Source organism: Pseudomonas sp. NPDC090208 (assembly GCF_044746785.1).
GTDB lineage: Bacteria > Pseudomonadota > Gammaproteobacteria > Pseudomonadales > Pseudomonadaceae > Aquipseudomonas.
The window spans coordinates 31,317-56,917 of sequence record NZ_JBIVCU010000021.1; the positions used below are offsets into that span (position 1 = coordinate 31,317).

Here is a 25,601-nt window from a genome sequence, read left to right on the forward strand (position 1 = left end):
GCGTCGCCGATGTATAGAAACGCTTCCAGAAACTGAAACGAAATTATTTTCGTTTGCCCCTATCACTTTTTCAATCTCGTCCGGCACACAGGCATTGAGATCCGTTTTGACCCAGGAGTCGTCCATGTCCAGTACGCTGCAAACCCTTCTGCGCCCCAGCCTTCTGGCCGTGGCCGTCGCCCTCGCTGCCCCGTTGGCGAGCACGCAAGCCGTGGCTGCCTCGCAGGCCTCCAGCGTGCGTGCCTACAACCTGCCCGCAGCGCCGCTGTCGACCACACTGACCCAGATCGCCAGCCAGGCGGGTCTCGCCCTGTCGCTGGACCCGGCACTGGCCGCCGGCCGCACTTCGGCACCGGTTCAGGGCCAGTTCGACGCACCGGGCGCCATGGCCCAGGCCCTGCGCGGCACCGGTCTGCAACTGAGCCAGACCTCGGCCGGCACCTACGGCCTGGTCGCGGCACCAGAAGGTGTGATGGCGCTGCCGGAAACCAGCATTCAGGGTCGTCAGGACAGCGTGGAAAGCGCCTGGGGCCCGGCCGAAGGCTATGCAGCCACCCGCACCGCTGCCGGCACCAAGACCGACACCGCACTGGCCGAAGCACCACGTTCCATCTCGGTCGCCACGCGCCAGCAGATGCAGGATCGCGCGGTACAGAACCTCGACGACGCCGTGCGTTACATGCCGGGCGTGGTCGCCAGCAGCTACGGCAGCGACAGCCGTGCCGAGTGGCTGAAAATCCGTGGCTTCGAGCCGACCCAGTTCCTCGACGGCTTGCCGCTGCCGAAAGGCGCCTACGTGATGCCGAAAATGGAAACCTGGGACCTGGAGCGCGTTGCCGTGCTGCGCGGCCCGGCTTCCTCGGTCTACGGTCAAACCCCGCCCGGCGGCATGCTCGACATGGTCAGCCGTCGCCCGCAGGCCGAAGCCAGCCATGAAGTACAGGTGCAGGTCGGCAGCTATAACCGCAAGCAGATCAGCTTCGACAGCACCGGCAAGATCGACGACGCCGACAACTTCGAATACCGCGTCACCGGCGTGGTCCGCGACAGCGGCACCACCGTCGACCATATCGACGACAAGCGCTACAACATCGCCCCAAGCCTGACCTGGAACATCAATCCAGACACCAAGCTGACCCTGCTGACGATGTTCAACCGTGACGATACCGGCGCGACCAGCCAGTTCCTGCCGCTGCAGGGGACTCGTCTGGCAACCCCGGCAGGCGAAGTGAAATCCCACGAGAACCTCGGTGACCCGCACTGGGAATTCTACGATCGCACCTATTACGCGCTGGGTTATGCCTTCGAAACCCGCTTGAACGATACCTGGCAGTTCCGTCAGAACCTGCGCTACACCAAGAGCGACCTGTCGTTCCAGACCATCACCTCCGGCGGCAGTGCCTTCGCCGTGCAGGACGACGGCACCTTGTCCCGCGGCGCCAACGTCGTCAACGAGGACATGAGCCAGTTCGCCCTGGACAACAACTTCGAAGGCAACTTCGACACCGGCCCGATCAAGCACAAGCTGCTGCTGGGTGCGGATTACCAGCGCATCAACCACAACTACAAGTGGCTGTTCGGCTCGGCGCCAAACGGCAACATCATCACCCACCCGTACGGTCTGGACTTCAGCAACGTCAGCTACTTCGCGTTCCAGAACTACAACCAGAAAACCGACGACTTCGGTGCCTACATCCAGGACCAGATGGCGCTGGACAACTGGCGTCTGACCCTGGGCGGCCGTCAAGACCTGCTCAAGACCGATACCAAGTTCTATAACAGCGACCAGAGCGACGACCGCACCGACAGCGCCTTCACCGGCAACGCGGCGCTGAGCTATGTCTTCGATTCCGGTTTCACTCCGTACATTTCCTACGCCGAGTCGTTCCAGGCCGAACAAGGCGGCGCCAATGGCAATGCGTTCAAGCCAGGCACCGGCAAGCAGTACGAAGTGGGCGTGAAATACCAGCCACCGGGCACCGACATTCTGTTCACCGCGGCGGCGTATGACCTGACCCGTCGCGACATCGTCCTCAGCGACACCCTGGGCGTGCAGCGTCCACTGGGTGAGGCGAAGGTTCGCGGTTTTGAACTGGAAGCCGTGGGTAACGTGACCGAAGAGCTGAAAGTGACGGCGTCCTACACCTACGCCAACAGCAAGATGACCAAGGTCACCGACCCGCTGGACAAAAACCGTCCACTGCCGCTGACGCCGGAAAACGCAGCGTCGATCTGGGCGGACTACACCTTCCACACCGGCCTGCTGGACGGCTTCGGTCTGGGCTTCGGCGCACGCTACATCGGCGACACCGACAACGTTGCCATCGGCAGCATGGGCTTCGTTCGCGACAAGGACGATGGTCACAGCCCGGCCTACACCGTGTATGACGCCGCTGTGCATTACGACCTCGGTCGCATGAACAGCTCGCTGAAAGGCCTGAGCGTCGCGGTCAACGCCAACAACGTGTTCGACAAGGAATACCTGTCCACTTGCGACGGCTTCTACTGCTACTTCGGCGACCGCCGCAACGTGCTCGCCAGCGTGAACTACAAGTGGTGATCGGCTAATCTCCGAACGCTGTAGACAAGGCCGCTGTGCTCCAGCGGCCTTTTGCTTTTTGCTTAACCCGGTATTGCTGCCATGAAAAGCCAAACCATTCGCCGCTGGTCGTTCATCCATACCTGGAGCAGCCTGATCTGCACGCTGTTTCTGCTGTTGCTGGCAGTCACCGGCCTGCCGCTGGTGTTCCACCACGAGATCGATCACCTGTCGGGCAACGCTCCCGAGCTTCGTGAAATGCCCGCCGACACGCCGCGCATGGACCTTCAGCAACTGGTGCAGGCCGCCGAGGCGTATCGCCCCGGTGAGGTGGTGCAATATTTTGGCTGGGACGAGGATGAGCCGAACGGCGTCTACGCCTTCATGGGCAAGACCGCTGGCGGCGATCCGAACGATACCCACACTTTCATGCTGGACGGGCGTACCGGCGAAGCGCTGGAAACCCCGTCGGCCAACGGCGGCTTCATGCTGGTCATGCTGCGCCTGCACGTAGACATGTACGCCGGCCTGCCTGGCAAACTGCTGCTAGCGTTCATGGGCCTGCTGTTCGTACTGGCGATCATTTCCGGCGTGGTGCTGTATGCGCCGTTCATGCGCCGGCTGGACTTCGCCACCGTACGCCCGAACAAATCGACCCGCGTACGCTGGCTCGACCTGCACAACCTGATCGGCGTGGTGACGCTGACCTGGGCCTTTGTGGTCGGCCTGACCGGCGTGCTCAACGCCTGCGCCGATCTGGTCATCGAGCAATGGCGCAACGACTCGCTGGCGGCCATGGTCGCGCCCTATCGCGACGCACCACCGCTGACCGAACGCGCACCGGCCAGCCGTCTGCTGGAACTTGCCCAGGCCACCGTGCCGGGCGCCGAACCGTCGTTCATTGCCTTTCCTGGCTCGCGCTTTTCCAGCGAGCACCACTATGCGGTGTTCATGAAAGGCGACACCCATCTGACCTCGCACCTGCTGACCCCGGTGCTGATCGACGCCAAGGACCTGACCGTCACCGCCATCGTGAAAAGCCCGTGGTACCTGGATGCCCTGCTGCTGTCGCAACCGCTGCATTTCGGTGATTACGGTGGCATGCCGATGAAGATCCTCTGGGGCGCGCTGGATGTGCTGACCATCATCGTGCTGGTCAGCGGCCTGTACCTGTGGTGGGTCCGCCGCCGCGCCACCTCTACCGCCAGTGCGCGTGAGGCGGTGCAAGCGACATGACCCGACACAAGAAACATTCGGCGTTCTGGAAGACCTTCGCCAAACCGACATGGATCGCCCTGCTCACCGCCGCCGGCCTGTTCGCCGCGCTGTTGGGTGACGGCGCCTGGGATGTGCTGGCCTGGGTCGGCATGGGCATCCCGACGTGGTTGAGCGTCAAAGGGCTGATGGTGCGACGCAAAGCCTGAAGCACGCACGCCCCCTGTAGGTGGTTGCGGGACACGCTGGGCATTGCAACCGGATATTGCACTGACTAGACGCCCTGACTAGTCTTAGGGCCAGTCCGCTCAGAGGAATGTCCATGTCGGCCCCCAGCATGACGCTGTATTTCAATCCCGCTTCGCCGTTCGCCCGCAAGGTGCTGATTCTGCTTCACGAAACCGGACAGACAGGACGCATCAAGCTGAAATCGGTGACCGTCACCCCGGTCAGTCCCGACGAGGATCTTTGCCACGACAACCCCTCCGGCAAGATCCCCGCGCTGTGCCTGGCCGACGACAATGTCATCCATGACAGCCGGGTGATTCTCGATTATCTGGACCACCAGCATGTCGGCAATCCGCTGATTCCCCGTGAAGGTTCGGCGCGCTGGCGGCGCCTGACCCTGGCTTCGCTGGCCGATGCGCTGCTCGATGCGGCGGTGCTGATCCGCTATGAAACCGTGCTGCGCCCGAACGAACTGCGCTGGGACCACTGGGTCGACAGCCAGGGCGAGAAAATCGCCCGGGCGCTGGCCTATTTCGAGCAGGAAGCCGTCACCGAGCTGAGCGCCGGCTTCGACATCGCTTCGATCAGCGTGGCCTGCGCTTTGGGCTATCTGGATTTCCGCCAGCCTAACCTCGGTTGGCGCAGCAGCTATCCGCGTCTGGCCAACTGGTTCTACGAAGTCAGCCAGCGCCCGTCGATGCTGGAAACCCGACCGCCAGCCTGATCCTTTCCCCGTAGCAGCATGGCTTGCCAGCGGCAGCGACTTCATGGATGCCACCGCCTGCAAGCCGGACGGCTACGTTTGGTGATCATGAGCCGGTCTATCCCGTGGGAGGGAGCCCTGCTCGCGAATGCGATCATTCAGTCGGCATCGATTTATCCGGACTGACGCCATCGCGAGCAGAGCTCCCTCCCACCGTTCATCTGTCGCACTTGCTCCAGTTTCTGTCAGCACAGACGCCGCCAGCCAGCCACTGATTTCCGCCATCAGCCCCTGTGCGATTCGCTGATCCTCGCGCAACCCCAGCCAGTTACTCATTGCTCACCTCCACCGCCTTGGGCGAAGGCTGGGCCAGGGCGTACCAGTCGAGTCGGCGGGTCAGCACCATGAACACCACCAGCAGGCCGAACAGCAACAGCGAGCCCATCAGCAGCGCATAGTCCTCGGCGCTGAGCAGGCCGTAGAGCAGTGCATACAGCGTGCCCAGCCCGGTGCCGAACGCCACACCGTTCCACAGGCTGTTGAGCACATGACAGACGTAGAAACCGATCAGCACCACACAGGCACTGGCCGACAATAGGTAGGCCAGCGCAAAGCCTAGGTGCTCGGACAGCGACAACAGCAGCAGATAAAACAGCGCCAGCGATGCACCGACCAGCGCGTACTGCACCGGGTGAACGGCCAGGCCCTTGAGCACTTCGAACAGCATGAAACCGGCGAAGGTCAGCACGATGAACAGCAGCGCGTATTTGATCGCGCGGTCGCTTTTCAGGTACTGGTCGACCGGCGAAATGAAGCTCACGCCGAAGCTACGCGTCTTGAATTCGGTACACACCTGGTCCCATACGCAGCGATTGAGGACGTCCTGCAAGTTGGTGGAAAAGAACGACGATTGCCAATTGGCGGTGAAACCCTGTTCCGTGATTTCCCGGCTGCTGGGCAGGTAATTGCCGATGAAGCTGGGATGCGGCCAGTCGGCCACCAACTGCACGGAGCTGGATTTGCCCACCGGGGTGATCTGCAGTTGCCCGGTGCCTTGCAGGCGCAGGTCGAAGGCGAAGTTGATGCGCGCTTCGCTCTGGCCGGTCTGCTTGGGCAGCGCCACGCTGACGCCCTCGCCCAGCAGCGGCACGTTGGTGCCCGGGACGAAATCGCGCTGCTGGCCATCGAGATCGAGCTTGAGCGCATTTTCGATGCCGCGTACGTCACTGATGCCCACGGCGAGAAACGGTTCGTCGAATTGATAGTTGGCAAAGTCCTCACCGACGCCGAAATGCTCCGGCAGCACGAAATGGCCGCTGATGTGGTTGTCGGCATGGAACAACCGCGCTTCGTAGATACCCCGCGCACGCACTTCGGTCTGTACCGTGCCGTTGAGCTCGAAACGCTCCGGCAGAAAGTACACACGTCCGCGTTCTTCGACGGTTTCCTGATAGCGATTGGGACTGTCGGCGTTGGGCCGCCAGACCTTGGAGGTCTTGTGATACGGCACCACCAGCAGTGGTCCGCTGAGTTGCTGGTTGTAGCTGGAGCTGCGAGCGATGTCGTCCAGCACCCCGTCGCGGCGGTTCTGCCGGTCCTGGATCAGCCCGCCGATCATCAGCAACGGCACCAGCAACAGCAGAATTAACAGCCCGATCGTCCCCAGCTTGTAAAACGTTATGCCTCGGTTCATGTGACACTCCCCTTTTTGAATGGGGCAGTCTGTGAAAGCTGTGTGGAGGCGTGATGGGCGGATTGTGGAGATTGTGTGGAGAGAGACGTTACCCGGTTGACCTGTGGGAGCGAATTCATTCGCGAAAGATCTGCGGTCCGACACATTTGCAGCGCCTGGCAAATCTCATCGCGAATAAATTCGCTCCCACAAAGATTGCACCGGATGCCAGCCAATCCTCCAACGCCTGTACGTTTGTCATCGCGAGCAGAGCTCCACAGGTTTTGCATCACCGCTCAGAACGGCGGTCACACCGGAAAAGCCACTACAACCAACACCCCACCCTCGGCATTGCCGATCTGCAACTCGCCACCGTGCAGTTGCACCACTTCTTCGACGAAATTGAGCCCGAGCCCCGTGCTCTTGCGGCCGCTGTCGGGCCTTGGCAGTGAATAGAACCGTTCGCTGAGACGCGGCAGGGCGTAGTCGGGAATCGGCGCGGCGCTGTTGAACAGCGACACGTTGAGCCGGTCCCCCACCCGCTCGGCGGCAAATCGCAATGTGCCGCCGGCCGGGGTGAAGTCCAAGGCATTGTCGAGCAGGTTGGCGAACGCCTGTCGCAGCAGAAAACGCTCGCCGATCAGGCTCACCGCCGAGGCAATCGATTGCTCGACCTGCAAATCCTTGCCAACGATTCGCGCCTGTTGCGTGGCGAGCACGCCTTCGATCAGCCCCGCCAGCGGTACTTCGACCCGCTCTTCCAGCCCTTGCCGTTGCTCGATCATCGCCAGGTTCAGCAGGCGCTCGATCAGTTGCTGAACCCGCGCACTTTCACTGTCGATGTTGCCGACGAAGCGCTGACGCTGCTCGGCGGGCATGTCGCCCTGCAGCAACTCGGCAGCCCCGCGAATGGCGGCCAGCGGGCTTTTCAGTTCGTGGGTCAGGGTATGCACGTAGCGCTCGACATAGGCCTTGCCTTCCAGCTGCGTGCGCATCAGTTCAACGGCCTTGGACAACTGCGCCAGCTCACCGCCGCGGTAATGCGGCAGCTCTGCACGCTGGCCCTCGCTGACGGCCTGGGCGTAGTCGGTCAGGCGGCGCAGCGACTTGCTCAGCCACCACGACAACGCTGCGCCGAAAGCCAGGCCCAGTACCACCAGCCCGACGCCGTACCACAGCAAGCGCCGTTCGGTGCGGTCCACATAGGGCTGCAGCGAACTGTTGGGTTTGGCCACCGTGACCACGCCAATGATCTGGCCGTTGTCGCGGATCGGCGCACCGACGTGCATCACCGAGGTATTGGAGTCCTGCGGATCGGAGCGGGTCGAGCGCGCGCCGTATTCGCCGCGCAGGGTCAGGTAGACGTCGTTCCAGCGCGAATAGTCCTGACCCACCGCTTCGCCGCTGGAATCGAGCAGCACGATGCCCTTGGCGTCGGTGACATAGACGCGGTTGTTGACCTGATTCTTGGTCAGCCCCCAGATGTTCGCCCCCGGCTGACGCAAGCCGTAGGCCTTGAGCGCCTCCGGAAAGCGGCTCTGGTTCAAGGTGCCGGCCTTGACGTCCTCACGCAGCACTTCGGCCAGCAGGTTGGCGGTGTCCACCAGGGTTTCTTCGGTGGACTGACGCACGCCGGGGCGCACCTCTTTCATCACCGTATTGAGCACGAAATAGCCGGTCAGGCCGATGAACAGGGCATACACCAGAAAGATCCGCAGCCCCAGGCGCATCAGCTGTGGTCCGGGCTGTAGCTGTAACCCAGGCCGCGATGGGTCTGGATCGGCTCGGCGTCAGCGGCGACCAGACGCAGCTTGGCGCGCACGCTCTTGATATGGCTGTCGATGCTGCGTTCGTAACCGGCATCGCTCGGCACGCCCACGGCGTCGAGCAACTGCTCGCGGCTGAACACCCGCTCTGGCTGTTCCAGCAGGCAGTGCAGCAGGCGGAATTCGTGGCGGGTCAGGTTCAGCGGCTGGCCGCGATAGCTGATCAGCACGCGATCCGCGTCGATCAAAAATTGTCCAGAGGGTTTCTGTGTGTCGGTGCGCGGCGCCATGCGCTTGAGAATGGCCCGCACCCGGGCGCAAACCTCGCGCGGGCTGAACGGCTTGACCACGTAATCGTCGGCGCCGATTTCCAGCCCCACCACGCGGTCGATTTCACCGTCGCGGGCACTGAGAAACATCACCGGCACCTCGGTGAAGCGGCGCAGTTGCCGGCATGCTTCGAAGCCGCTGATGTCCGGCAGGCCGATGTCGAGAATGATCAGGTCGGCCGGTGTCTTGCGCTGAAACTCAACCGCGGCCTGCCCCAAAGTCAGCCACGACGCGGCGAAACCCTCGCCCTGCAGGGCGTAGATCAGGGTGTCGGCAATCGCCGCTTCGTCTTCGACAATCAGGATGTGGGGCATGGCGTCCGGCACGTCTGGCAAAGCCGAGAAGGTGCCGGATGTCAGGCCCCGACGTCAATCAGCAGTCCGGCTTGTCGGCGGTGTAGCGCCGCGCCGGGTTCACCGCCGCGCCAAACTCGCGCAGGGCCTTGGCGCCGATCAGCAACGGATAGTTGAAGTGGCTGCGGTCGACCAGGTTGACCTCGACCGTGCGCTTGACGTTGCCCAGGCACAGTTCCAGGTCCACCACCGGGCGCTGAACCGGATCGATCGGCTCGTCATCCTCTTCGCCGTCTGCACGGCCCTTGATGCGGCTGATGCGCGACACCTTGTGCTCGTACACCTTGTTGTCGGCATCCTTGGTCGCCAGACGGAAGCGCACCCACTCATCGCCGTCGCGCTTGAACAGCTCGATGTCCTTGGCCGACAGCGAGGCGGTCAGGGCACCGGTGTCCATCTTGGCCTTGAAGGTTTCGCCGAACTCGGACACCTGGATGTATTCGTAGCGGCCATACAACGTCGGTTCGGCAGCCATGACCGGCAGTGCCGACAAGGCCAGGAGCGCCAGAAGAGATCTCAATTGACAGGTTCCTCGTACTGAAAAGAGGTAGGAAGGCCGGTTTTAGACAGCGACGGATGCCTTCGTTCGCTTATTCGCGGGCACTTCCTCGGGAAAATCCCGACTAAGTTAACGGAAAAATCGTGAAACATCTGTCAACGACAGGCGGATTTGGCTCTATCCACAAGGGTGCTTATCATTGCCGGCCCTTCAACGCTCACGAGTGATTTATGCGTCACCTGTTCACCGGAATTGCCGTCGCCCTGCTGGTTTTGCTCAACACCCTGGTGCTGTTCGGCCCGCTGATGGTCTTCGCCCTGCTCAAACTGGTGTTCCAGGGCGGGTTGCGTGATAGCTGCTCGTGGTCGGTGATGTGGATCGCCGAGACCTGGAGCGAGATCAACAAGCTGATCTTCCGCCTGTGCCTGCCGACCCGCTGGGAGATCCAGGGCGCCGAGGGGCTGCGCAGCGACACCTCGTATCTGGTGGTCGCCAACCATCAGTCGTGGGTCGATATCCCGGCACTGGTGCAGACGCTCAACCGGCGCACGCCGTTCTTCAAATTCTTCCTGAAAAAAGAGCTGATCTGGGTGCCGTTTCTGGGTCTGGCGTGGTGGGCGCTGGATTACCCGTTCATGAAGCGCTACACCAAGGCGTTTCTGGCGAAGCACCCGGAACTCAAGGGCAAGGATCTGGAGATCACCAAAGAAGCCTGCGAGCTGTTCAAGCGCCAGCCGGTGACCGTGGTGAATTATCTGGAAGGCACCCGTTTTACCCCCGCCAAGCAGGTGGAGCAGGCGTCGCCCTATCAGTATCTGCTCAAGCCGAAAGCGGGCGGCGTCGCCTTCGTGCTCGCGGCGATGGGCGAACAACTGGATGCGGTGCTGGATGTCACCGTGGTCTACCCCGGCGAAAAGATCCCCGGTTTCTGGACGCTGATTTCAGGACAGGTGCCGCGCGTCATCATCGACATCCAGACCCGCGAGCTCGACCCGGCGCTGTGGCAGGGCGATTACGAAAACGACCCGGCGTTCCGCGAATACGTGCAGGACTGGGTCAACCGGTTGTGGGTCGAGAAGAACGCGCGGATTGCCGAGTTGCGCGGCTGAACTTACTGCTGGCGACGCCCCCGACTTCGGGATCGAAACGTAACCTGTAGGAGCTGGCTTGCCCTGCGACCGGCGGGGAACCCGTCGTAAAATCTGCAAATGCGGTGTGTCTGACTCACCGCGCTTACCGGATTTACTGCCGCTTCGCGCCAGGTCGCGGGACAAGCCACGCTCCTACAGGTATTGCGACGTCGGGTATTGATCAACCACCCGCACCCCAAACGCCGCTCAACGCCTGCAACGCCGAACCGCTGGCGCCTTGCTGACCGAGGTATTGCAGGATCACCGGCACAAACTGGCTCACCATGCTGCTGTCCATGCCCAGCGCGCTGAACGCGGTGTTCACGTCACCCATGCTCTGCACGTTGCCCAGCGCACTGTCGATCACCGAGTTGCCACCCGAGTTACCCAACAGCCCGCCCAGACCACCCAGGCTGCCCAGCGCCGAACTGCCCGCCAGTTGATCCAGCCCCGGCACGCTCTTGCTCAGTTGCGAGTAGTCATTACCCGCCAGCTTGTTCTTCGCCAGCCCCAGCAGCGCACCAGTACCGCCCACCGCCTGCTGCGGCGTGACGTTCAACTGCGTGCCCAGGGCATTGAGCAACCCCGCCGCTTCCGGTGCGGCCGTGGCCTTCTGCTGGCCGCCGGTAGCACCGGAAACCGCATTGGCTGCATCGTTGAGGTTGAAGGCAAAAACCGGTGTTGCCGCCAGGGCCATCAGCGTCGCCAGAACGGCGCCGCGTGCGTTGATCATTGAAACTTTCATGGATGCCGCCTCGTTTTGCCAGAGAACCGGCCAATGCCGGTAAACACGCGTTGGACCGCTGCCCCAAGAGAAGTTCCGGCAAACAGTCAGGCAATCACATGGGGCAAAAACCGGCTCGAATCCTGGGTGATCAGCGAGTCGTCCTCACGAATGCCAATCCCTGCTGGCAAATCACCGATCACCCAACTGCCGATCACCGTGTAGTTGCCATCGAAACACGGCAAAGCGTGAAACTTCTGGCGGATATGGGAACCGTCGCGATACGGCCCGTTCTGGTAGATCCGCCGTCCTTTGTCGGTACGGATTTCGATGTTGGCGCCCTCGCGGGAAAAGAACGGCTTGCGCACCCAGCCATTGTCCAGCGGCTGGCCGGGGTCGTTGTCGAAGAAGGTCGGCAGCAGGTTCGGGTGACCTTCGTGCAGTTCCCACAGCAGCGCCAGCGCGCCCTTGTTGGAGAGAATGGCTTTCCAGGCGGGCTCCAGAAACAGCGTGCTGCTGCCGGCAATCGCCGGACCGAAGTCCTCCTGAAACATGTGCTCCCATGGGTACAACTTGAACAGCGTGGCAATGGCGGCGTTCTGCTCATCGACGAACCGTCCGTTGCTGGCAAGGCCAATGGCTTCGATGTCGATCAGCCGGGCATCCAGCCCTACATCCCGGGCAATGTCGCACAGGTATTCGACGGTGCCACGGTCCTCGACGGAGCCTTTGACCGAGGAAAAATAAAAGGGCGTCTGGAACCGGCCAGCACGAAACACCTCGGTGAGCTTTTCCTCCAGGCTGTTGAACTGGTCGCAGTCCGGTGGCAGCTGACCGCGCTGCATCTGCTGCTCCAGCCACAGGTACTGAAAGAAACTGGCCTCGTACAGCGACGTCGGCGTGTCGTAGTTGGTTTCCAGCAGCTTGGCCGGGCCATGGCCGTCGTAGCACAGGTCCATGCGGCCATAGAGGTGCGGCTGCCGCTGTTTCCAGGAGTCGCGGACGAGGTCGTGGTAAGCGGCCGGGATCGCCAGGCGGTCCAGCAGCCGTTCGCTGTCCACCACTCGCCCGACCAGATCCATGCACATTTCATGGAGTTCGCGGGTCGGCTCTTCCAGATCCTGCTCGATCTGCGCCAGCGAGAACTGGTAATAGGCGCTTTCATCCCAATACCGTTCGCCGTCGAAGGTGTGGAAGCGAAAGCCATAGTGTTCCGCCGTTTCCCGCCAGTCCGGGCGCGGTGCAATCCTGATTCTTTTCACGCGGTCATGCCCTCAGCCACCGAACCCGAAACCGCCCCGCGAACCGAAGCCGCCCCGGCTGACATGCACGGGTTCGGCAGAGGCTACACGCAAGCTTGAATTGAACGACTCAGGACTGGAGACAGCGAATCGCCCGCTTCTGGCCTTGGCGAAGGTCTTGCCCTCGCCCACCTGCTGGCTGAGCGTCACCATGCGCGAGCCATCCTGCCCGACGCGTTCGCGATAGGTCGGTTCGCTGTAGTAATTCACCGCGTCCTCTCCCAGGCTGATCGCGCGCCAGAAACTGCTGGAGCTGTGATAGGAGCCGCCACTGCTGGACGTCGCCTGCTGATCGGCAGGTACCTCACGCTGAGTGGTCACGGCAAACCCCGTCAGGGCCGGCATGATTCGGCCGTTATCCGAACGGTCGACGCAGGTGCCGATGGCATAGTCCGCCTCGCAGTCGGCGAGGTTGTCGTAGGACGGCGCACGTTTCCGATGCAGGTCGTAAGCCACCTTGTAGGCCTTGCTGCAAACCTCCGCCGACACCCCGGCGCCCGTGCAACCTTCGACACTGGTGTATTGCGCGGTTTCACTGACAGTACGGGTGGGCCGTCTTTCGCCGTGGCAGAACGCCAAGGCCAACGGAATACTGCCCAGCGCGGCCAGGCGAATGCTGGTGCTGCGTTTCATGGCGATCCCTCAGCTATGCGGTGTCAGACAGGTGGTGTCATGCAGGCGGCATTGAGCAGGCCGATGCTGACCGAAATGGCCGCCACCAGGACTGCCGAGGCCATTTCACCGTTGTCGATCCGTTTCGACAGGCCCTTGACCACCAGGCTCACGCCACCGAACACCAGCAATTGGACCAGCGAGGCGATCAGCGCCCAGACCAGAAAATCGAGGAGGGAAATCGAATGGGAAATCACGCTGGCCACCGGAATCGCGAATCCGATCAGTGCCCCGGCCAACGCGACAGAAGCGGCGGTGTTGCCCTCGCGGATCAGGGCAAATTCAGCATGTGGGGTCAGGCGGGTATAGACAAAGGCGAACAGCGAAAAGATCGCCACCGCGCCAATCAGGTACAACACGAAGCCAAGAACAGCGTATCCCTGCAGGGACATCTTCAGCGCGTCGATCACCATTTAACCACTCACATCCTTGTTGAATCGGTGGGTTTAAATAGCATGAATTCCTTGACCGCAACAGCAGGGGCGAGCCGCTCGCGAGTAAAACGCGAACACAAAAAAGGCGACCCGAAGGCCGCCCTTTTCAACAAGAAGCGCCTTACGCAGCGCTGAACATCTTGTGCGGGTCGATGACGAATTTCTTCGGCACGCCAGCGTCGAACTCACCGTAGCCTTCCGGCGCCTGATCCAGGCTGATCACCTGAACGCCCACCACTTCGGCGATGTTGATGCGGTCCCACATGATGGCTTGCATCAGTGCGCGATTGTACTTCATCACCGGGGTCTGGCCGGTGTGGAAGCTGTGGGATTTCGCCCAGCCCAGGCCGAAACGGATGCTCAGGCTGCCCATTTTCGCGGCGGCGTCGACAGCACCCGGATCTTCGGTGACGTACAGGCCGGGAATACCGATCTTGCCGGCAACACGGACCACGCCCATCAGCGAGTTGAGCACGGTGGCCGGCGCTTCGGTCTTGGCACCGGTATGGCCATGGCCACGAGCCTCGAAGCCTACGGCGTCGACGGCGCAATCCACTTCAGGCTCGCCCAGCAGCGCAGCGATCTGCTCGTGCAGCGGGGTGTCCTTGGACAGGTCGGCGATTTCGAAGCCCTGAGCCTTGGCATGCGCCAGACGCACCGGGTTGACGTCACCGACGATCACCACGGCGGCGCCCAGCAGGCGGGCCGAAGCGGCAGCGGCCAGACCGACAGGGCCGGCACCGGCGATGTACACCGAGCTGCCCGGGCCGACACCGGCGGTCACTGCACCGTGATAACCGGTCGGCAGGATGTCGGAGAGGCAGGTCAGGTCACGGATCTTTTCCATGGCCTTGTCGCGGTTCGGCAGTTTGAGCAGGTTGAAGTCGGCGTACGGCACCAGCACGTACTCGGCCTGGCCGCCGGTCCAGTCGCCCATGTCGACGTAACCGTAAGCGCCACCGGCACGGGCCGGGTTGACGGTCAGGCAGACGCCAGTGTGTTGTTCCTTGCAGGACCGGCAGCGGCCGCAAGCAACGTTGAAAGGAACGGAAACCAGATCGCCGATCTGCAGGTTTTCGACGTCATGGCCCTTCTCGATCACCTCACCGGTGATCTCGTGACCCAGGACCAGACCGACCTGAGCGGTGGTGCGACCGCGCACCATGTGTTGGTCGGAACCACAGATGTTGGTGGATACCACGCGCAGGATGACACCGTGCTCGATCTTCTTCCCGCGCGGGTCCTGCATTTTGGGATAGTCGATTTTCTGTACTTCGACCTTGCCTGCGCCGAGATACACCACACCACGATTACCAGACATGCTTTCACCTCGCTGAATTGTTTTTATGGATACAACTGTGTAGCGGAGAAATGCGTTGCTTGGATGTTGCTGCAACGCAATGATTGCTCTGGGTGTTTCGTTTGCCGTCTTGGATCTTGTGTCGTTAACGAATCCGTCATCGCGAGCAAGCTCACTCCTACAAATGGTTGCGTTCTCTGTAGGAGTGAGCTTGCTCGCGATGCCGCGAAGCGGCGATCTCTACAACACCACCGTACGGTTGGCGTTGAGGAACACCCGCCGTTCGATGTGATACCCCACCGCTCGCGCCAGGGTCAGACCCTCGATGTCGCGGCCCTTGGCGATCAGGTCTTCGGGGTAGTGACTGTGGTCCACGACCTCGACGCCCTGGGCGATGATCGGACCTTCGTCCAGATCGTTGTTGATGTAATGCGCCGTCGCGCCAACCAGTTTCACGCCCTTGTTGTAGGCCTGGTGGTACGGCTTGGCACCCTTGAAACCCGGCAGCAGCGAGTGATGAATGTTGATCGCCTTGCCATCGAGCTTGCGGCACAGCTCCGGCGACAGCACCTGCATGTAGCGCGCAAGCACCACCAGTTCGGCGCCGGACTCCTCGATCACCTGCCAGACCTTTGCTTCCTGCGCCGGCTTGTCGTTCGGATCGAGTGGGAAATGGTAGTAGGGAATATCGTGCCAGCGAGCCAAAGGTTCGAGATCGGGGTGATTGGACACCACGGCGACCACGTCCATGGACAGTTGATTGATGCGCTGGCGGTAAAGCAGATCGTTCAGGCAGTGATCGGCCTTGGACACCATGATCACCACTTTTGGCCGGTAGTTCGGCGCTGTCAGCTCGAAGTTCATGCCGAAGGCTTGCGCCCGTTCGGCCAGGCCGGCACGGAACGAGGCTTCGTCGAAACCGTCAGGCTGGCGAAATTCGACGCGGATGAAAAAGCGGCTGGAAAGCCGGTCATCGAACGAATGGTGCTCGGTGACGTAGCAGCCCTGCTCGAACAAAAAGCGCGTCACCGCGTCCACCGTGCCCAGCACGCTGGGACAGTCGGCAGTCAGAATCCAGGTATCGGGGGCGCGGCTCATGGGGTGTTGCTCCTGTTTGAATCCATCGGTTGAAACGGTATTGCGAATGTTCCGCAAACCTCTGTAGGAGCTGGCTTGTCCTGCGAACGACTGCGCAGCAGTCGTAAATCCGGCGAATGCGGTGTATCAGGCTGACCGCATACAGAGGTTTTACGACGACTCCGTCGCCGATCGCAGGACAAGCCAGCTCCTACGGCCTCCGGCCAGAAGCAGTCGGAGGCGTCATTGCGTCCGCTTAAGCGGCGATACCCAGGCCGTACTCGGCGCTGGCGTCTTGCAGCCACAGCCACCAGTAGTCGGCGAAGCTGCGGCGGATCAGCAGTTCCCAGGTCTCTTCGCCGGTACGGCGGATCACCAGTTGCGACTTGGCGAACACGGTGCCGACAGCCTTGCCCACCGGGAAGTTGCTTGGGTGCACGTCATAGCTGGTGGATTTCATCAACACTTCACGCACTTTCGGGCCGGTCAGTTCCAGCAGCGACTGACCGCCGCTGACGTTGACCACCTGGATGTGCAGGCCGGCCAGGGCTTCGCGCAGTTTCTGCTCGACGGCAAATTCTTCGCCGGTCGGCACGATCAGCAGCCACTCGTCCGGCCCCATCCACTGGATCGAGCTGTCGCCGCTGGACACCAGGGTCAGCGCCGTCGGCAGTTCCATGCCCAGGGCCTTGTGTACGCCGGCCGCAAAGGCCGGGTCATGGGCATCGCCACGAATGGTCAGATGGCCCAGCAGTTTTTTCTCGCGCAGCACGACACCCGGATTGGTGCGGCCCTTGCCGACCAGGCTTTTCAGATCGGCGTGAAACAATGGCGACTCGGCTTTGACGTCGGTCGTTGGCCGCTGTTGGTAAACGTTGGCTGTGGTCATAAAGCACCTGTCTTGAATTCTGTTGTTCCAGTTGACGCAACATATGTGGTGTTTCGGATGGCCTCTTCGCCAGCAAGCCGGCTCCTACAGGTCCTGCGCATTCTGTAGGAGCCGGCTTGCTGGCGAATCGATCAGGCAACGCGGTGCATCTTGCCCACCGCATTGCCCACCGATCACTCCACGTTCTGCCGGTCACCCTTCGGATCGAAGAACACCGAGGACACGATTTCCGCCTCGATCACGCTGCCGTCTGCCTGCGGCGAGAACACGCGCTCGCCCATGCGCTTCAGGCCGCCCTTGACCACGCCCATCGCGAACGAATAGCCCAGCGAGTTGGCCGCGTAGCTGGAGGTCACGTGACCGACCATGGTCATCGGGATCGACTGTTTCGGGTCGAACACCAGTTGCGCGCCTTCCGGCAGCCACTTGTTCGGGTCGACCGGCTTGAGGCCGACCAGTTGCTTGCGGTCTTCGCGCACGCAGTCTTCACGGCTCATGCCACGCTGACCGATCCACGAGAACGGCTTGGTGCGACCGACACACCAGCCCATGTTCAGGTCGTCCGGGGTCATCGAGCCGTCAGTGTCTTGACCGACGATGATGAAGCCCTTCTCGGCCCGCAGTACGTGCATGGTTTCGGTGCCGTACGGGGTCAGGTTGTACTTCTTGCCAGCCTCGGCGATTTTTTCCAGAACGCCCATGGCGTAGTCGGCCTGGATGTTCACTTCGTAGGAAAGCTCACCAGTGAAGGAAATCCGGAACACACGTGCCGGCACGCCAGCCACCAGACCTTCTTTCCACGTCATGAACGGGAACGCTTCGCGGTCCAGGTCGATGTCGGTCACTTCGCTGAGCAGCTTGCGGCTGTTCGGGCCCGACAGGGTCAGGGTCGCGTAGTGGTCGGTCACGGAGGTGAAGTACACCTTCAGGTCCGGCCATTCGGTCTGCTGATAGATCTCCAGCCACTGCAGAACGCGAGCCGCGCCGCCAGTGGTGGTGGTCATGATGAAGTGGTTGTCGGCGACGCAGGCGGTCACGCCGTCGTCGAAGACCATACCGTCTTCTTTACACATCAGGCCGTAACGCGCCTTGCCCACATCAAGCTTGGTCCAGGCGTTGGTGTAGATGCGGTTGAGGAACTCGCGGGCATCCGGGCCTTGAATGTCGATCTTGCCGAGGGTCGAAGCGTCCAGCAGGCCGACGCTGTCACGCACAGCCTTGCACTCGCGGCGCACGGCGGCATGAATGTCTTCACCGGCTTTCGGGAAGTACCACGGACGTTTCCACTGACCGACGTCTTCGAATTCGGCGCCGTTCTTGACGTGCCAGGCGTGCAGCGCGGTGAAGCGCACAGGCTCGAAGATGTGACCACAGTGGCGACCGGCTACCGCACCGAAGGTCACCGGCGTGTAGTTCGGACGGAACATGGTGGTGCCCATTTCCGGGATCGTCACGTTCAGCGAACGGGCGGCGATGGCCAGACCGTTGACGTTGCCCAGCTTGCCCTGGTCGGTACCGAAGCCCAGCGCGGTGTAGCGTTTGACGTGCTCGACCGACTCGAAACCTTCGCGGGTCGCCAGTTCGATGGCGGCGGCGGTGACGTCGTTCTGCAGGTCGACGAACTGTTTCGGCGCGCGGGAAGTACCCTTCTCGTGCGGCACCTGGAACAGCGCCAGAGTGGCTTCTTCAACACGGCTCAGCGCCTTCGGCATGACGCCTTCGACGACCTGGAAGCCTGCTTCGCTGGCTGCGCGCACGCCACCTTCAAAGCCATCGGCGAGGGTGTCGGCCAGCGCGTAGACGCCGTTGATGCCACCGACGCAGACGCGTTTCTGTGGCGCTTCACCCGGTACGAAACCGAGGATGTCTTCACGCCAGACCGGCTTGCCGCCCAAGTGCGATGCCAGGTGAACCACCGGGCTGTAGCCGCCGGAGCTGGCAACCAGATCGCAGTCGAGCCATTCGCCGGGGCTGGTGACTTTCTGTGCGCGGACATCGATGGCCGCAACACGGGCACCGGTCACGCGCTTGCTGCCACGAGCCTCGATCACGGCGCTGCCGGTGAGGATGCGGATGCCTTTGGCGCGGGCTTCTTCGACCAGCGCACCACGCGGGTTGTGACGCGCGTCAGCGACGGCGACCACTTGCAGGCCGGCGTCGAGCCAGTCCAGCGCCACGCGGTAGGCGTAATCGTTGTTGGTCGACAGCACCAGCTTCTTGCCCGGTGCCACGCCGTAACGGCGTACATAAACGGAGACGGCACCGGCCAGCATGTTGCCCGGCACGTCGTTGTTGCCGTAGACCAGCGGACGTTCGTGGGTACCGGTCGCCAGCACCACACGCTTGGCGCGGACGCGGTGCATGCGCTGACGCACCTGACCGATTGGCGCGCGGTCGCCGAGGTGGTCGGTCAGACGCTCATGGATGGTCAGGAAGTTGTGGTCGTGGTAGCCGTTCACGGTAGCGCGTGGCAGCAGGGTCACGTTGGCCAGGCCTTTCAGCTCGGCGACGACGCTGGCGACCCACTCGACCGCTGGCTTGCCGTCCAGGCTTTCGCGGCTGTCCAGCAGGCTGCCGCCGAATTCTTCCTGCTCGTCGGCAACGATGACACGGGCACCGCTGCGAGCGGCGGCCAGGGCAGCGGCCAGACCCGCAGGGCCGGCGCCGACCACCAGCACGTCGGCGTGGTGGTTCATGTTGTCGTAGGTGTCCGGATCGTTCTCGGTCGGCGAACGGCCAAGACCAGCGGCCTTACGAATGTACTTCTCGTAGGTCATCCAGAACGATTGCGGGTACATGAAGGTTTTGTAGTAGAAGCCCGGCGGCATCAGCTTGCCGCCGACCTTGCCGAGAATCCCCATCATGTCGGTGTTGACGCTCGGCCAGCCGTTGGTGCTGGTGGCGACCAGACCGGCGTACAGCGCCTGTTGCGTGGCGCGCACGTTCGGAATCTGAGTGGCTTCGGTCGCGCCGATCTGCAGCACGGCGTTCGGCTCTTCGGCACCGGCGGCGAAGATGCCGCGAGGACGCGAATACTTGAAGCTGCGACCGATGATGTCGACGCCGTTGGCCAGCAGTGCCGAGGCCAGGCTGTCGCCTTCAAAACCCTGGTAAGTCTGACCGTTGAAGTTGAAGTTCAGGACTTTGCTGCGGTCGATGCGGCCGCCATTGGGCAGACGATTGGACTGGCTCATGCTTTATCTCCCTTTCCGACCGCAGGCACAGGATTGACGAACTGTGGCTTGGTACCAATCAGATAGGTTTCGAGAATTTCGTAGGTCACGGTGTCACGCGTGGCGTTGAAGTACTGACGGCAACCGGCTGCGTGAATCCACAGTTCGTGGTGCAGGCCGCGCGGGTTGTCGCGGAAGAACATGTAGTCGCCCCACTGCTCGTCGGTGCAGGCGGCCGGGTCCAGTGGACGCGGAATGTGAGCCTGGCCGGAGCTGTGGAATTCCTCTTCGGAGCGCAGTTCGCCACAGTGAGGACAGAAGATATGCAGCATTTGGATTTCTCCTGTTAGTGGTTAGTGCGCAACAGCCGCAGCGCCGTGTTCGTCGATCAACGCACCGTTGTGGAAACGGTCGATGGAGAAAGGTTTTGCCAGCGGGTGCATCTCGCCCTTGGCCAGACTGGCCGCGAACACGTTGCCCGAGCCCGGTGTGGCCTTGAAGCCACCGGTACCCCAACCGCAGTTGAAGAACATGTTCGGAACCGGGGTCTTGGAGATGATCGGGCAGGCGTCCGGCGTGGTGTCGACGATGCCGCCCCACTGACGGTTCATGCGCACGCGCGACAGGACCGGGAACATCTCGACGATGGCCTGGATGGTGTGCTCGATCACCGGGTACGAACCGCGCTGGCCGTAGCCGACCCAGCCGTCGATACCGGCACCGATCACCAGGTCGCCCTTGTCGGACTGGCTGATGTAACCGTGTACGGCGTTGGACATGATCACGCTGTCGATGATCGGTTTGATCGGCTCGGACACCAGTGCCTGCAGCGGATGGGATTCGATCGGCAGACGGAAACCGGCCAGCTTGGCCATGTGCCCGGAGTTACCGGCAGTGACCACACCGACGCGCTTGGCGCCGATGAAGCCCTTGTTGGTTTCCACGCCGACGCACACGCCGTTTTCCTTGCGGAAGCCGATGACTTCGGTCTGCTGGATCAGGTCCACGCCCAAGGCGTCGGCGGCACGGGCGAAGCCCCAGGCCACGGCGTCGTGACGGGCGACACCGCCGCGACGTTGCACGGTCGCGCCGATGATCGGGTAACGGGTGTTCTTCGAGCAGTCCAGGTACGGAATTTCTTCGGCCACCTGTTTGCCGTTGAGCAGCTCGCCATCGACGCCGTTGAGGCGGTTGGCGCTGACACGACGTTCGGAGTCACGCATGTCCTGCAGGGTGTGGCACAGGTTGTAGACGCCGCGCTGGGAGAACATGACGTTGTAGTTCAGGTCCTGGGACAGGCCTTCCCACAGTTTCATCGCGTGTTCGTACAGGTGGGCCGATTCGTCCCACAGGTAGTTGGAGCGCACGATGGTGGTGTTACGGGCGGTGTTGCCGCCGCCCAGCCAGCCTTTCTCGACCACGGCCACGTTAGTGATGCCGTGCTCCTTGGCGAGGTAGTACGCGGTCGCCAGACCGTGACCGCCACCGCCAACGATGACCACGTCGTAGACCTTTTTCGGGGTCGGCGTGCGCCACATGCGCTGCCAGTTTTCGTGGTGGCTGAGGGAGTGTTTGAAGAGGCCGAAGCCCGAATAGTGCTGCATGGTGCGACTCCTGACTCAGCGGTAAACCGGGAAATCGGCGCACAGCGCGGCGACCTGACTGGCAACATTGGCCTCGACATCGGCATCGCCGAGGTTGTCGAGAATGTCGCAGATCCAGCCGGCCAGCGTGGTGCATTGGGCAACCTTGAAACCGCGGGTGGTTACGGCCGGAGTGCCGATGCGCAGGCCCGAAGTCACGAACGGCGATTGCGGGTCGTTCGGTACGGCGTTCTTGTTGACGGTGATGTGCGAGCGACCGAGGGCGGCGTCCGCTTCCTTGCCGGTCAGGCCCTGACGGATCAGGCTGACCAGGAACAGGTGGTTGTCGGTACCGCCGGAAACCACGTCGTAACCGCGATCGATGAACACCTTCGCCATGGCCTGGGCGTTGTCGATCACTTGTTGCTGATAAGCCTTGAAGCCTGGTTCCAGCGCTTCCTTGAAGCACACGGCTTTGCCGGCGATGACGTGCATCAGCGGGCCACCCTGGGCGCCAGGGAATACGGCGGCATTGAGTTTCTTCTCGATCTCTTCGTTGGCCTTGGCCAGGATCAGGCCGCCACGCGGACCGCGCAGGGTCTTGTGGGTGGTGGTGGTGACCACGTCAGCGAACGGAATCGGGTTCGGATACAGACCGGCAGCCACCAGACCGGCGACGTGGGCCATGTCGACGAACAGCAGCGCGCCGACCTTGTCAGCGATCTGACGGAAGCGCGGGAAGTCCAGGGTCTTGGAGTATGCCGAGAAGCCGGCAACGATCATTTTCGGCTTGTGCTCGACGGCCAGACGCTCGACTTCGTCGTAATCGATCAGACCGGTGTTGGTGTCGATGCCGTACTGCACGGCGTTGTACAGCTTGCCCGAAGACGACACTTTGGCGCCGTGGGTCAGGTGACCGCCGTGGGCCAGGCTCATGCCCAGAATGGTGTCGCCGGCTTGCAGCAGGGCCAGGTAAACGGCGCTGTTGGCGGACGAGCCGGAGTGCGGCTGGACGTTGGCGTAGTCGGCACCGAACAGTTGCTTGGCGCGGTCGATGGCCAGTTGCTCGACCTTGTCGACGTGCTCGCAGCCACCGTAGTAACGCTTGCCCGGGTAGCCTTCGGCGTATTTGTTGGTCAGGCCGCTGCCTTGAGCCTGCATGACGCGCTTGCTGGTGTAGTTTTCCGAGGCGATCAGCTCGATGTGATCTTCCTGACGCTGTTCTTCGGCATTCATGGCCGCCAACAGTGCATCGTCATAACCCTGGATTTGGTCTTGCTTGCTGAACATCGCGGTTCTCCCAGCGGCGGCGCGGCGCCTGAATTATCGATAGGGCTTATGGAGGGCCCTTTGACAGCGATGGTATGGCTGACGCCGACTGGCTAGATGCCTACGCACGCCACACAAAGGTGCGTTTACGACATGGATTGGCGGGGAGAAGAAAATGTCTGGATGCGACGCCCGTCCTGTAGGAGCGCGGCTTGTCCCGCGACCGAGCGCGAAGCGGTCGCAAACCCGCAGAATGCAGCGTGCCAGACAGGTTGCGCCGGCAGGTTTTACTGCCGGCTCCCGGCAGGTCGCGGGACAAGCCACGCTCCTACAGGGAGGGCGTATTGCGACACAAAAACAAAAATCCCCGGTCGGCGCCGGGGATTTTGGATGAATCAATGTCGCATTCAGACCTGTTTGGCTGGCAACAGTCCGTCGGCCCTGAACATGCCGCGAATACCGCGCACCGCCTGACGAATCCGGTCCTGGTTTTCGATCAGGGCGAAACGCACGTGATCGTCGCCGTATTCACCGAAACCGACACCCGGCGAGACGCAGACCTTGGCCTCGGCCAGCAGCTTCTTGGCGAACTCCAGCGAGCCCATGTGCGCGTAGGCGTCGGGGATCTTGGCCCAGACGTACATCGACGCTTTCGGGTTTTCCACCATCCAGCCCAGCTCGTGCAGCCCCTTGACCAGCACGTTGCGGCGCTGGCGGTACTGCTCGGCAATGTCGAGCACGCACTGTTGATCGCCTTCCAGCGCAGCAATGGCGGCGACTTGCAGCGGGGTGAAAGTGCCGTAGTCGTGGTAGCTCTTGATCCGCGCCAGCGCGCTGACCAACTCCGGGTTGCCGACCATGAAGCCAATGCGCCAGCCGGCCATGTTGTAGCTCTTGGACAGGGTGAAGAACTCCACCGCGATGTCCTTGGCGCCCGGCACCTGCATGATCGACGGGGCTTTCCAGCCGTCGTAGACGATGTCGGCGTAGGCCAGGTCGTGGATCACCAGCACGTCGTACTGTTTGGCCAGCGCCACCACACGCTCGAAGAAATCCAGCTCGACGCACTGGGCGGTCGGGTTGGACGGGAAGCCGAGGATCATCATCTTCGGTTTCGGGATCGAGCCACGGATGGCCTTTTCCAGTTCAGCGAAGAAATCCACACCCGGCACCAACGGCACGGAGCGCACCTGGGCACCGGCGATCACCGCGCCGTAGATGTGAATCGGATAGCTGGGGTTGGGCACCAGCACCGTGTCGCCCTGATCGAGAGTGGCGAGCATCAGGTGCGCCAGGCCCTCTTTCGAGCCGATGGTGACGATGGCTTCGCTTTCCGGGTCGATATCGACCTCGTAGCGACTTTTGTACCAACTGGAGATCGCCCGACGCAGACGCGGGATGCCACGCGAAGTCGAGTAGCCGTGAGTGTCTTCACGTTGGGCGACAGTGACCAGTTTTTCGACGATGTGCGGCGGCGTTGCCCCATCGGGGTTGCCCATGCTCAGGTCGATGATGTCCTCACCACGACGACGAGCGGCCATTTTCAGCTCGGCAGTGATGTTGAACACGTAAGGGGGGAGTCGATCGATGCGCGCAAAGCGGCGCGGCGAACCTTGGTCAGCCATGAGAGCCTCTAGAAGACGTAAGCGCCCGGAACCGTCCGAGCGACGCTGGCCACTGCGGTGGCCTGGTGCGCAAGATACGGGCGGTGATGGCGGTTTGTCTACAGAGATTTCTACACCCCTTGTAGGAGCTGGCTTGCCCGCGATGCACGCCCGTTGTAGGAGTGAGCTTGCTCGCGATGCGATTTGTCAGTCACAACCGCAGCGTCTGGAATGACGCATCGCGAGCAAGCTCACTCCTACAGGATCGGCTTTCGAATCAGACCAATAGGAGTGGTGCGCGGTAACGGTTCGCGGGCAAGCCACGCTCCTACAAAATCAGCGTCCGCAGCGCGTACAACAGCAAAAAATGCCCCGGATAAATCAGATACGCCCAACGCCGCATCGGCCATACCCCGAACGCCGGGCGCCAGCGCAATATCGTCAGCCCCAGCCACGGCCCGAGCAGACACACCACCAGCGCCCCCACGGAAACCGGGTCGCCCCAGAGCATGCCGTCGATGATCTTCGGCCATTCATTGCTCAACAGGCAGATCACGCCCGGCACCAGCGCCAGCCACAGCGATTGTCGCAATACCAGCACGAACGCCGTCGGCAGCAGCACGCCATAGGCGCCGAACATTAGGTGCTGCTGAAACGCCACCCCGATGCCCACAGCCACAACTGCCAGCCCTCGCGGCAACCATTCACGGGCCATCACACCCTGAGCCACCAGCATGCCCAGCGCCAGAGTCGGCAGCACATTGAGCGTGCCGACCTCCCCCGCCATGTACAACCGATAGGGCCATTCCGCTACCAGCGAAAACAGCGCGAGCCAAAGCAAATAGCGTCCGTATTGCCGAGCATCGACGATGTTTGCCGCAGAGCGCTTGACGTTCATCGCGATCGCCAGACAAAACCACGGAAACGCCAACCGACCCGGCACATACAACCAGTCCACCGACCAACCGACGTAGCGCAGATGGTCGAGCAGCATGCTCAGCATCGCCAGCCATTTGAGCAGGTCCAGGGCACGATCGCGCTCGGCGCGGGGGGCGGTTTTCAGGTCATTCATCTCACTTCGCCGCATGGCTGAATTTTCTGACGCAACTGTGCATGACCAAATCCTGAAATCTTCGTTAC

At 62.0% G+C, this 25,601-nt stretch carries 22 protein-coding genes; 5 read left to right on the forward strand and 17 right to left on the reverse strand.

Translation table 11 applies throughout. The features are described from left to right. Positions 1-124 precede the first annotated feature (124 nt). The 4 genes from ACIPL0_RS26670 (at position 125) to ACIPL0_RS26685 (ending at position 4,706) form a co-directional block, all read left to right on the forward strand. Positions 125-2,560 (forward strand): TonB-dependent siderophore receptor, encoded by a 2,436-nt coding sequence (locus ACIPL0_RS26670; protein ID WP_400601548.1) that lies wholly within the window; start codon positions 125-127, stop codon positions 2,558-2,560. Positions 2,561-2,641: 81 nt separating this feature from the next. Continuing rightward, complete coding sequence (locus ACIPL0_RS26675; protein ID WP_400601547.1) at positions 2,642-3,775, forward strand: PepSY-associated TM helix domain-containing protein; 1,134 nt, start codon at positions 2,642-2,644, stop codon at positions 3,773-3,775. Then, complete coding sequence (locus ACIPL0_RS26680; protein WP_400601545.1) at positions 3,772-3,963, forward strand: hypothetical protein; 192 nt, start codon at positions 3,772-3,774, stop codon at positions 3,961-3,963. Before ACIPL0_RS26675 ends, ACIPL0_RS26680 begins: the two co-directional genes overlap by 4 nt. Positions 3,964-4,076: 113 nt before the next feature. Further along, positions 4,077-4,706, forward strand: coding sequence for a glutathione S-transferase family protein (locus ACIPL0_RS26685; protein ID WP_400601543.1), 630 nt, complete (start codon positions 4,077-4,079; stop codon positions 4,704-4,706). Positions 4,707-5,013: 307 nt separating this feature from the next. Here the strand turns inward: ACIPL0_RS26685 and creD are convergent, their stop codons facing one another. The 4 genes from creD to ACIPL0_RS26705 all read right to left on the reverse strand — a co-directional run bounded on the left by creD (position 5,014) and on the right by ACIPL0_RS26705 (position 9,326). Continuing rightward, positions 5,014-6,378, reverse strand: a complete 1,365-nt coding sequence (gene creD / locus ACIPL0_RS26690; RefSeq protein WP_400601541.1) for a cell envelope integrity protein CreD — start codon at positions 6,376-6,378, stop codon at positions 5,014-5,016. A gap of 287 nt (positions 6,379-6,665) precedes the next feature. Next, positions 6,666-8,087 carry a two-component system sensor histidine kinase CreC gene (gene creC, locus ACIPL0_RS26695; protein ID WP_400601539.1) on the reverse strand — a complete coding sequence of 474 codons (1,422 nt, stop codon included), beginning with the start codon at positions 8,085-8,087 and terminating at the stop codon, positions 6,666-6,668. Beyond that, complete coding sequence (creB, locus tag ACIPL0_RS26700; RefSeq protein WP_400601538.1) at positions 8,087-8,767, reverse strand: two-component system response regulator CreB; 681 nt, start codon at positions 8,765-8,767, stop codon at positions 8,087-8,089. The genes creC and creB overlap by 1 nt, the downstream gene beginning before the upstream one ends. Before the next feature lie 58 nt (positions 8,768-8,825). Then, the gene (locus ACIPL0_RS26705; protein WP_400601536.1) at positions 8,826-9,326 is read right to left on the reverse strand and encodes an ATP-dependent zinc protease; all 501 of its coding nucleotides are present in this window, start codon (positions 9,324-9,326) and stop codon (positions 8,826-8,828) included. Positions 9,327-9,535: 209 nt separating this feature from the next. Between ACIPL0_RS26705 and ACIPL0_RS26710 the strand changes: the two genes are divergently transcribed. Continuing rightward, a complete protein-coding gene (locus ACIPL0_RS26710) occupies positions 9,536-10,414 on the forward strand; it encodes an acyltransferase (protein WP_400601534.1) in 879 nt (292 codons plus the stop codon). Between the two features lie 202 nt (positions 10,415-10,616). Here the strand turns inward: ACIPL0_RS26710 and ACIPL0_RS26715 are convergent, their stop codons facing one another. The 13 genes from ACIPL0_RS26715 to ACIPL0_RS26775 form a co-directional block, all read right to left on the reverse strand. Then, positions 10,617-11,168, reverse strand: a complete 552-nt coding sequence (locus ACIPL0_RS26715; protein WP_400601604.1) for a DUF2780 domain-containing protein — start codon at positions 11,166-11,168, stop codon at positions 10,617-10,619. 98 nt (positions 11,169-11,266) lie between these two features. Continuing rightward, on the reverse strand, positions 11,267-12,421 hold the full coding sequence (locus tag ACIPL0_RS26720; RefSeq protein WP_400601532.1) for a glutathionylspermidine synthase family protein: 1,155 nt from the start codon (positions 12,419-12,421) through the stop codon (positions 11,267-11,269). Positions 12,422-12,433: 12 nt separating this feature from the next. Then, positions 12,434-13,093 carry a DUF1190 domain-containing protein gene (locus tag ACIPL0_RS26725; RefSeq protein ID WP_400601530.1) on the reverse strand — a complete coding sequence of 220 codons (660 nt, stop codon included), beginning with the start codon at positions 13,091-13,093 and terminating at the stop codon, positions 12,434-12,436. 23 nt (positions 13,094-13,116) lie between these two features. Then, positions 13,117-13,542, reverse strand: coding sequence for a DUF350 domain-containing protein (locus ACIPL0_RS26730; RefSeq protein WP_400601603.1), 426 nt, complete (start codon positions 13,540-13,542; stop codon positions 13,117-13,119). A gap of 145 nt (positions 13,543-13,687) precedes the next feature. Then, a complete protein-coding gene (gene fdhA, locus ACIPL0_RS26735; RefSeq protein ID WP_400601528.1) occupies positions 13,688-14,887 on the reverse strand; it encodes a formaldehyde dehydrogenase, glutathione-independent in 1,200 nt (399 codons plus the stop codon). 219 nt (positions 14,888-15,106) lie between these two features. Then, complete coding sequence (gene purU / locus ACIPL0_RS26740) at positions 15,107-15,964, reverse strand: formyltetrahydrofolate deformylase (RefSeq protein WP_400601526.1); 858 nt, start codon at positions 15,962-15,964, stop codon at positions 15,107-15,109. A 235-nt stretch (positions 15,965-16,199) separates the two neighbouring features. Beyond that, the gene (locus tag ACIPL0_RS26745; RefSeq protein ID WP_400601524.1) at positions 16,200-16,832 is read right to left on the reverse strand and encodes a sarcosine oxidase subunit gamma; all 633 of its coding nucleotides are present in this window, start codon (positions 16,830-16,832) and stop codon (positions 16,200-16,202) included. Between the two features lie 173 nt (positions 16,833-17,005). After that, positions 17,006-20,026, reverse strand: coding sequence for a sarcosine oxidase subunit alpha (locus ACIPL0_RS26750; protein ID WP_400601522.1), 3,021 nt, complete (start codon positions 20,024-20,026; stop codon positions 17,006-17,008). Further along, positions 20,023-20,337 (reverse strand): sarcosine oxidase subunit delta, encoded by a 315-nt coding sequence (locus tag ACIPL0_RS26755; protein ID WP_108237749.1) that lies wholly within the window; start codon positions 20,335-20,337, stop codon positions 20,023-20,025. Before ACIPL0_RS26755 ends, ACIPL0_RS26750 begins: the two co-directional genes overlap by 4 nt. Positions 20,338-20,358: 21 nt before the next feature. Continuing rightward, a complete protein-coding gene (locus ACIPL0_RS26760; RefSeq protein WP_400601520.1) occupies positions 20,359-21,609 on the reverse strand; it encodes a sarcosine oxidase subunit beta family protein in 1,251 nt (416 codons plus the stop codon). A 15-nt stretch (positions 21,610-21,624) separates the two neighbouring features. Further along, a complete protein-coding gene (glyA, locus tag ACIPL0_RS26765; RefSeq protein WP_400601518.1) occupies positions 21,625-22,878 on the reverse strand; it encodes a serine hydroxymethyltransferase in 1,254 nt (417 codons plus the stop codon). Between the two features lie 386 nt (positions 22,879-23,264). Then, the gene (gene alaC / locus ACIPL0_RS26770) at positions 23,265-24,482 is read right to left on the reverse strand and encodes an alanine transaminase (protein ID WP_400601516.1); all 1,218 of its coding nucleotides are present in this window, start codon (positions 24,480-24,482) and stop codon (positions 23,265-23,267) included. Positions 24,483-24,789: 307 nt separating this feature from the next. Further along, the gene (locus ACIPL0_RS26775) at positions 24,790-25,533 is read right to left on the reverse strand and encodes a TraX family protein (RefSeq protein WP_400601514.1); all 744 of its coding nucleotides are present in this window, start codon (positions 25,531-25,533) and stop codon (positions 24,790-24,792) included. Positions 25,534-25,601 lie beyond the last annotated feature (68 nt).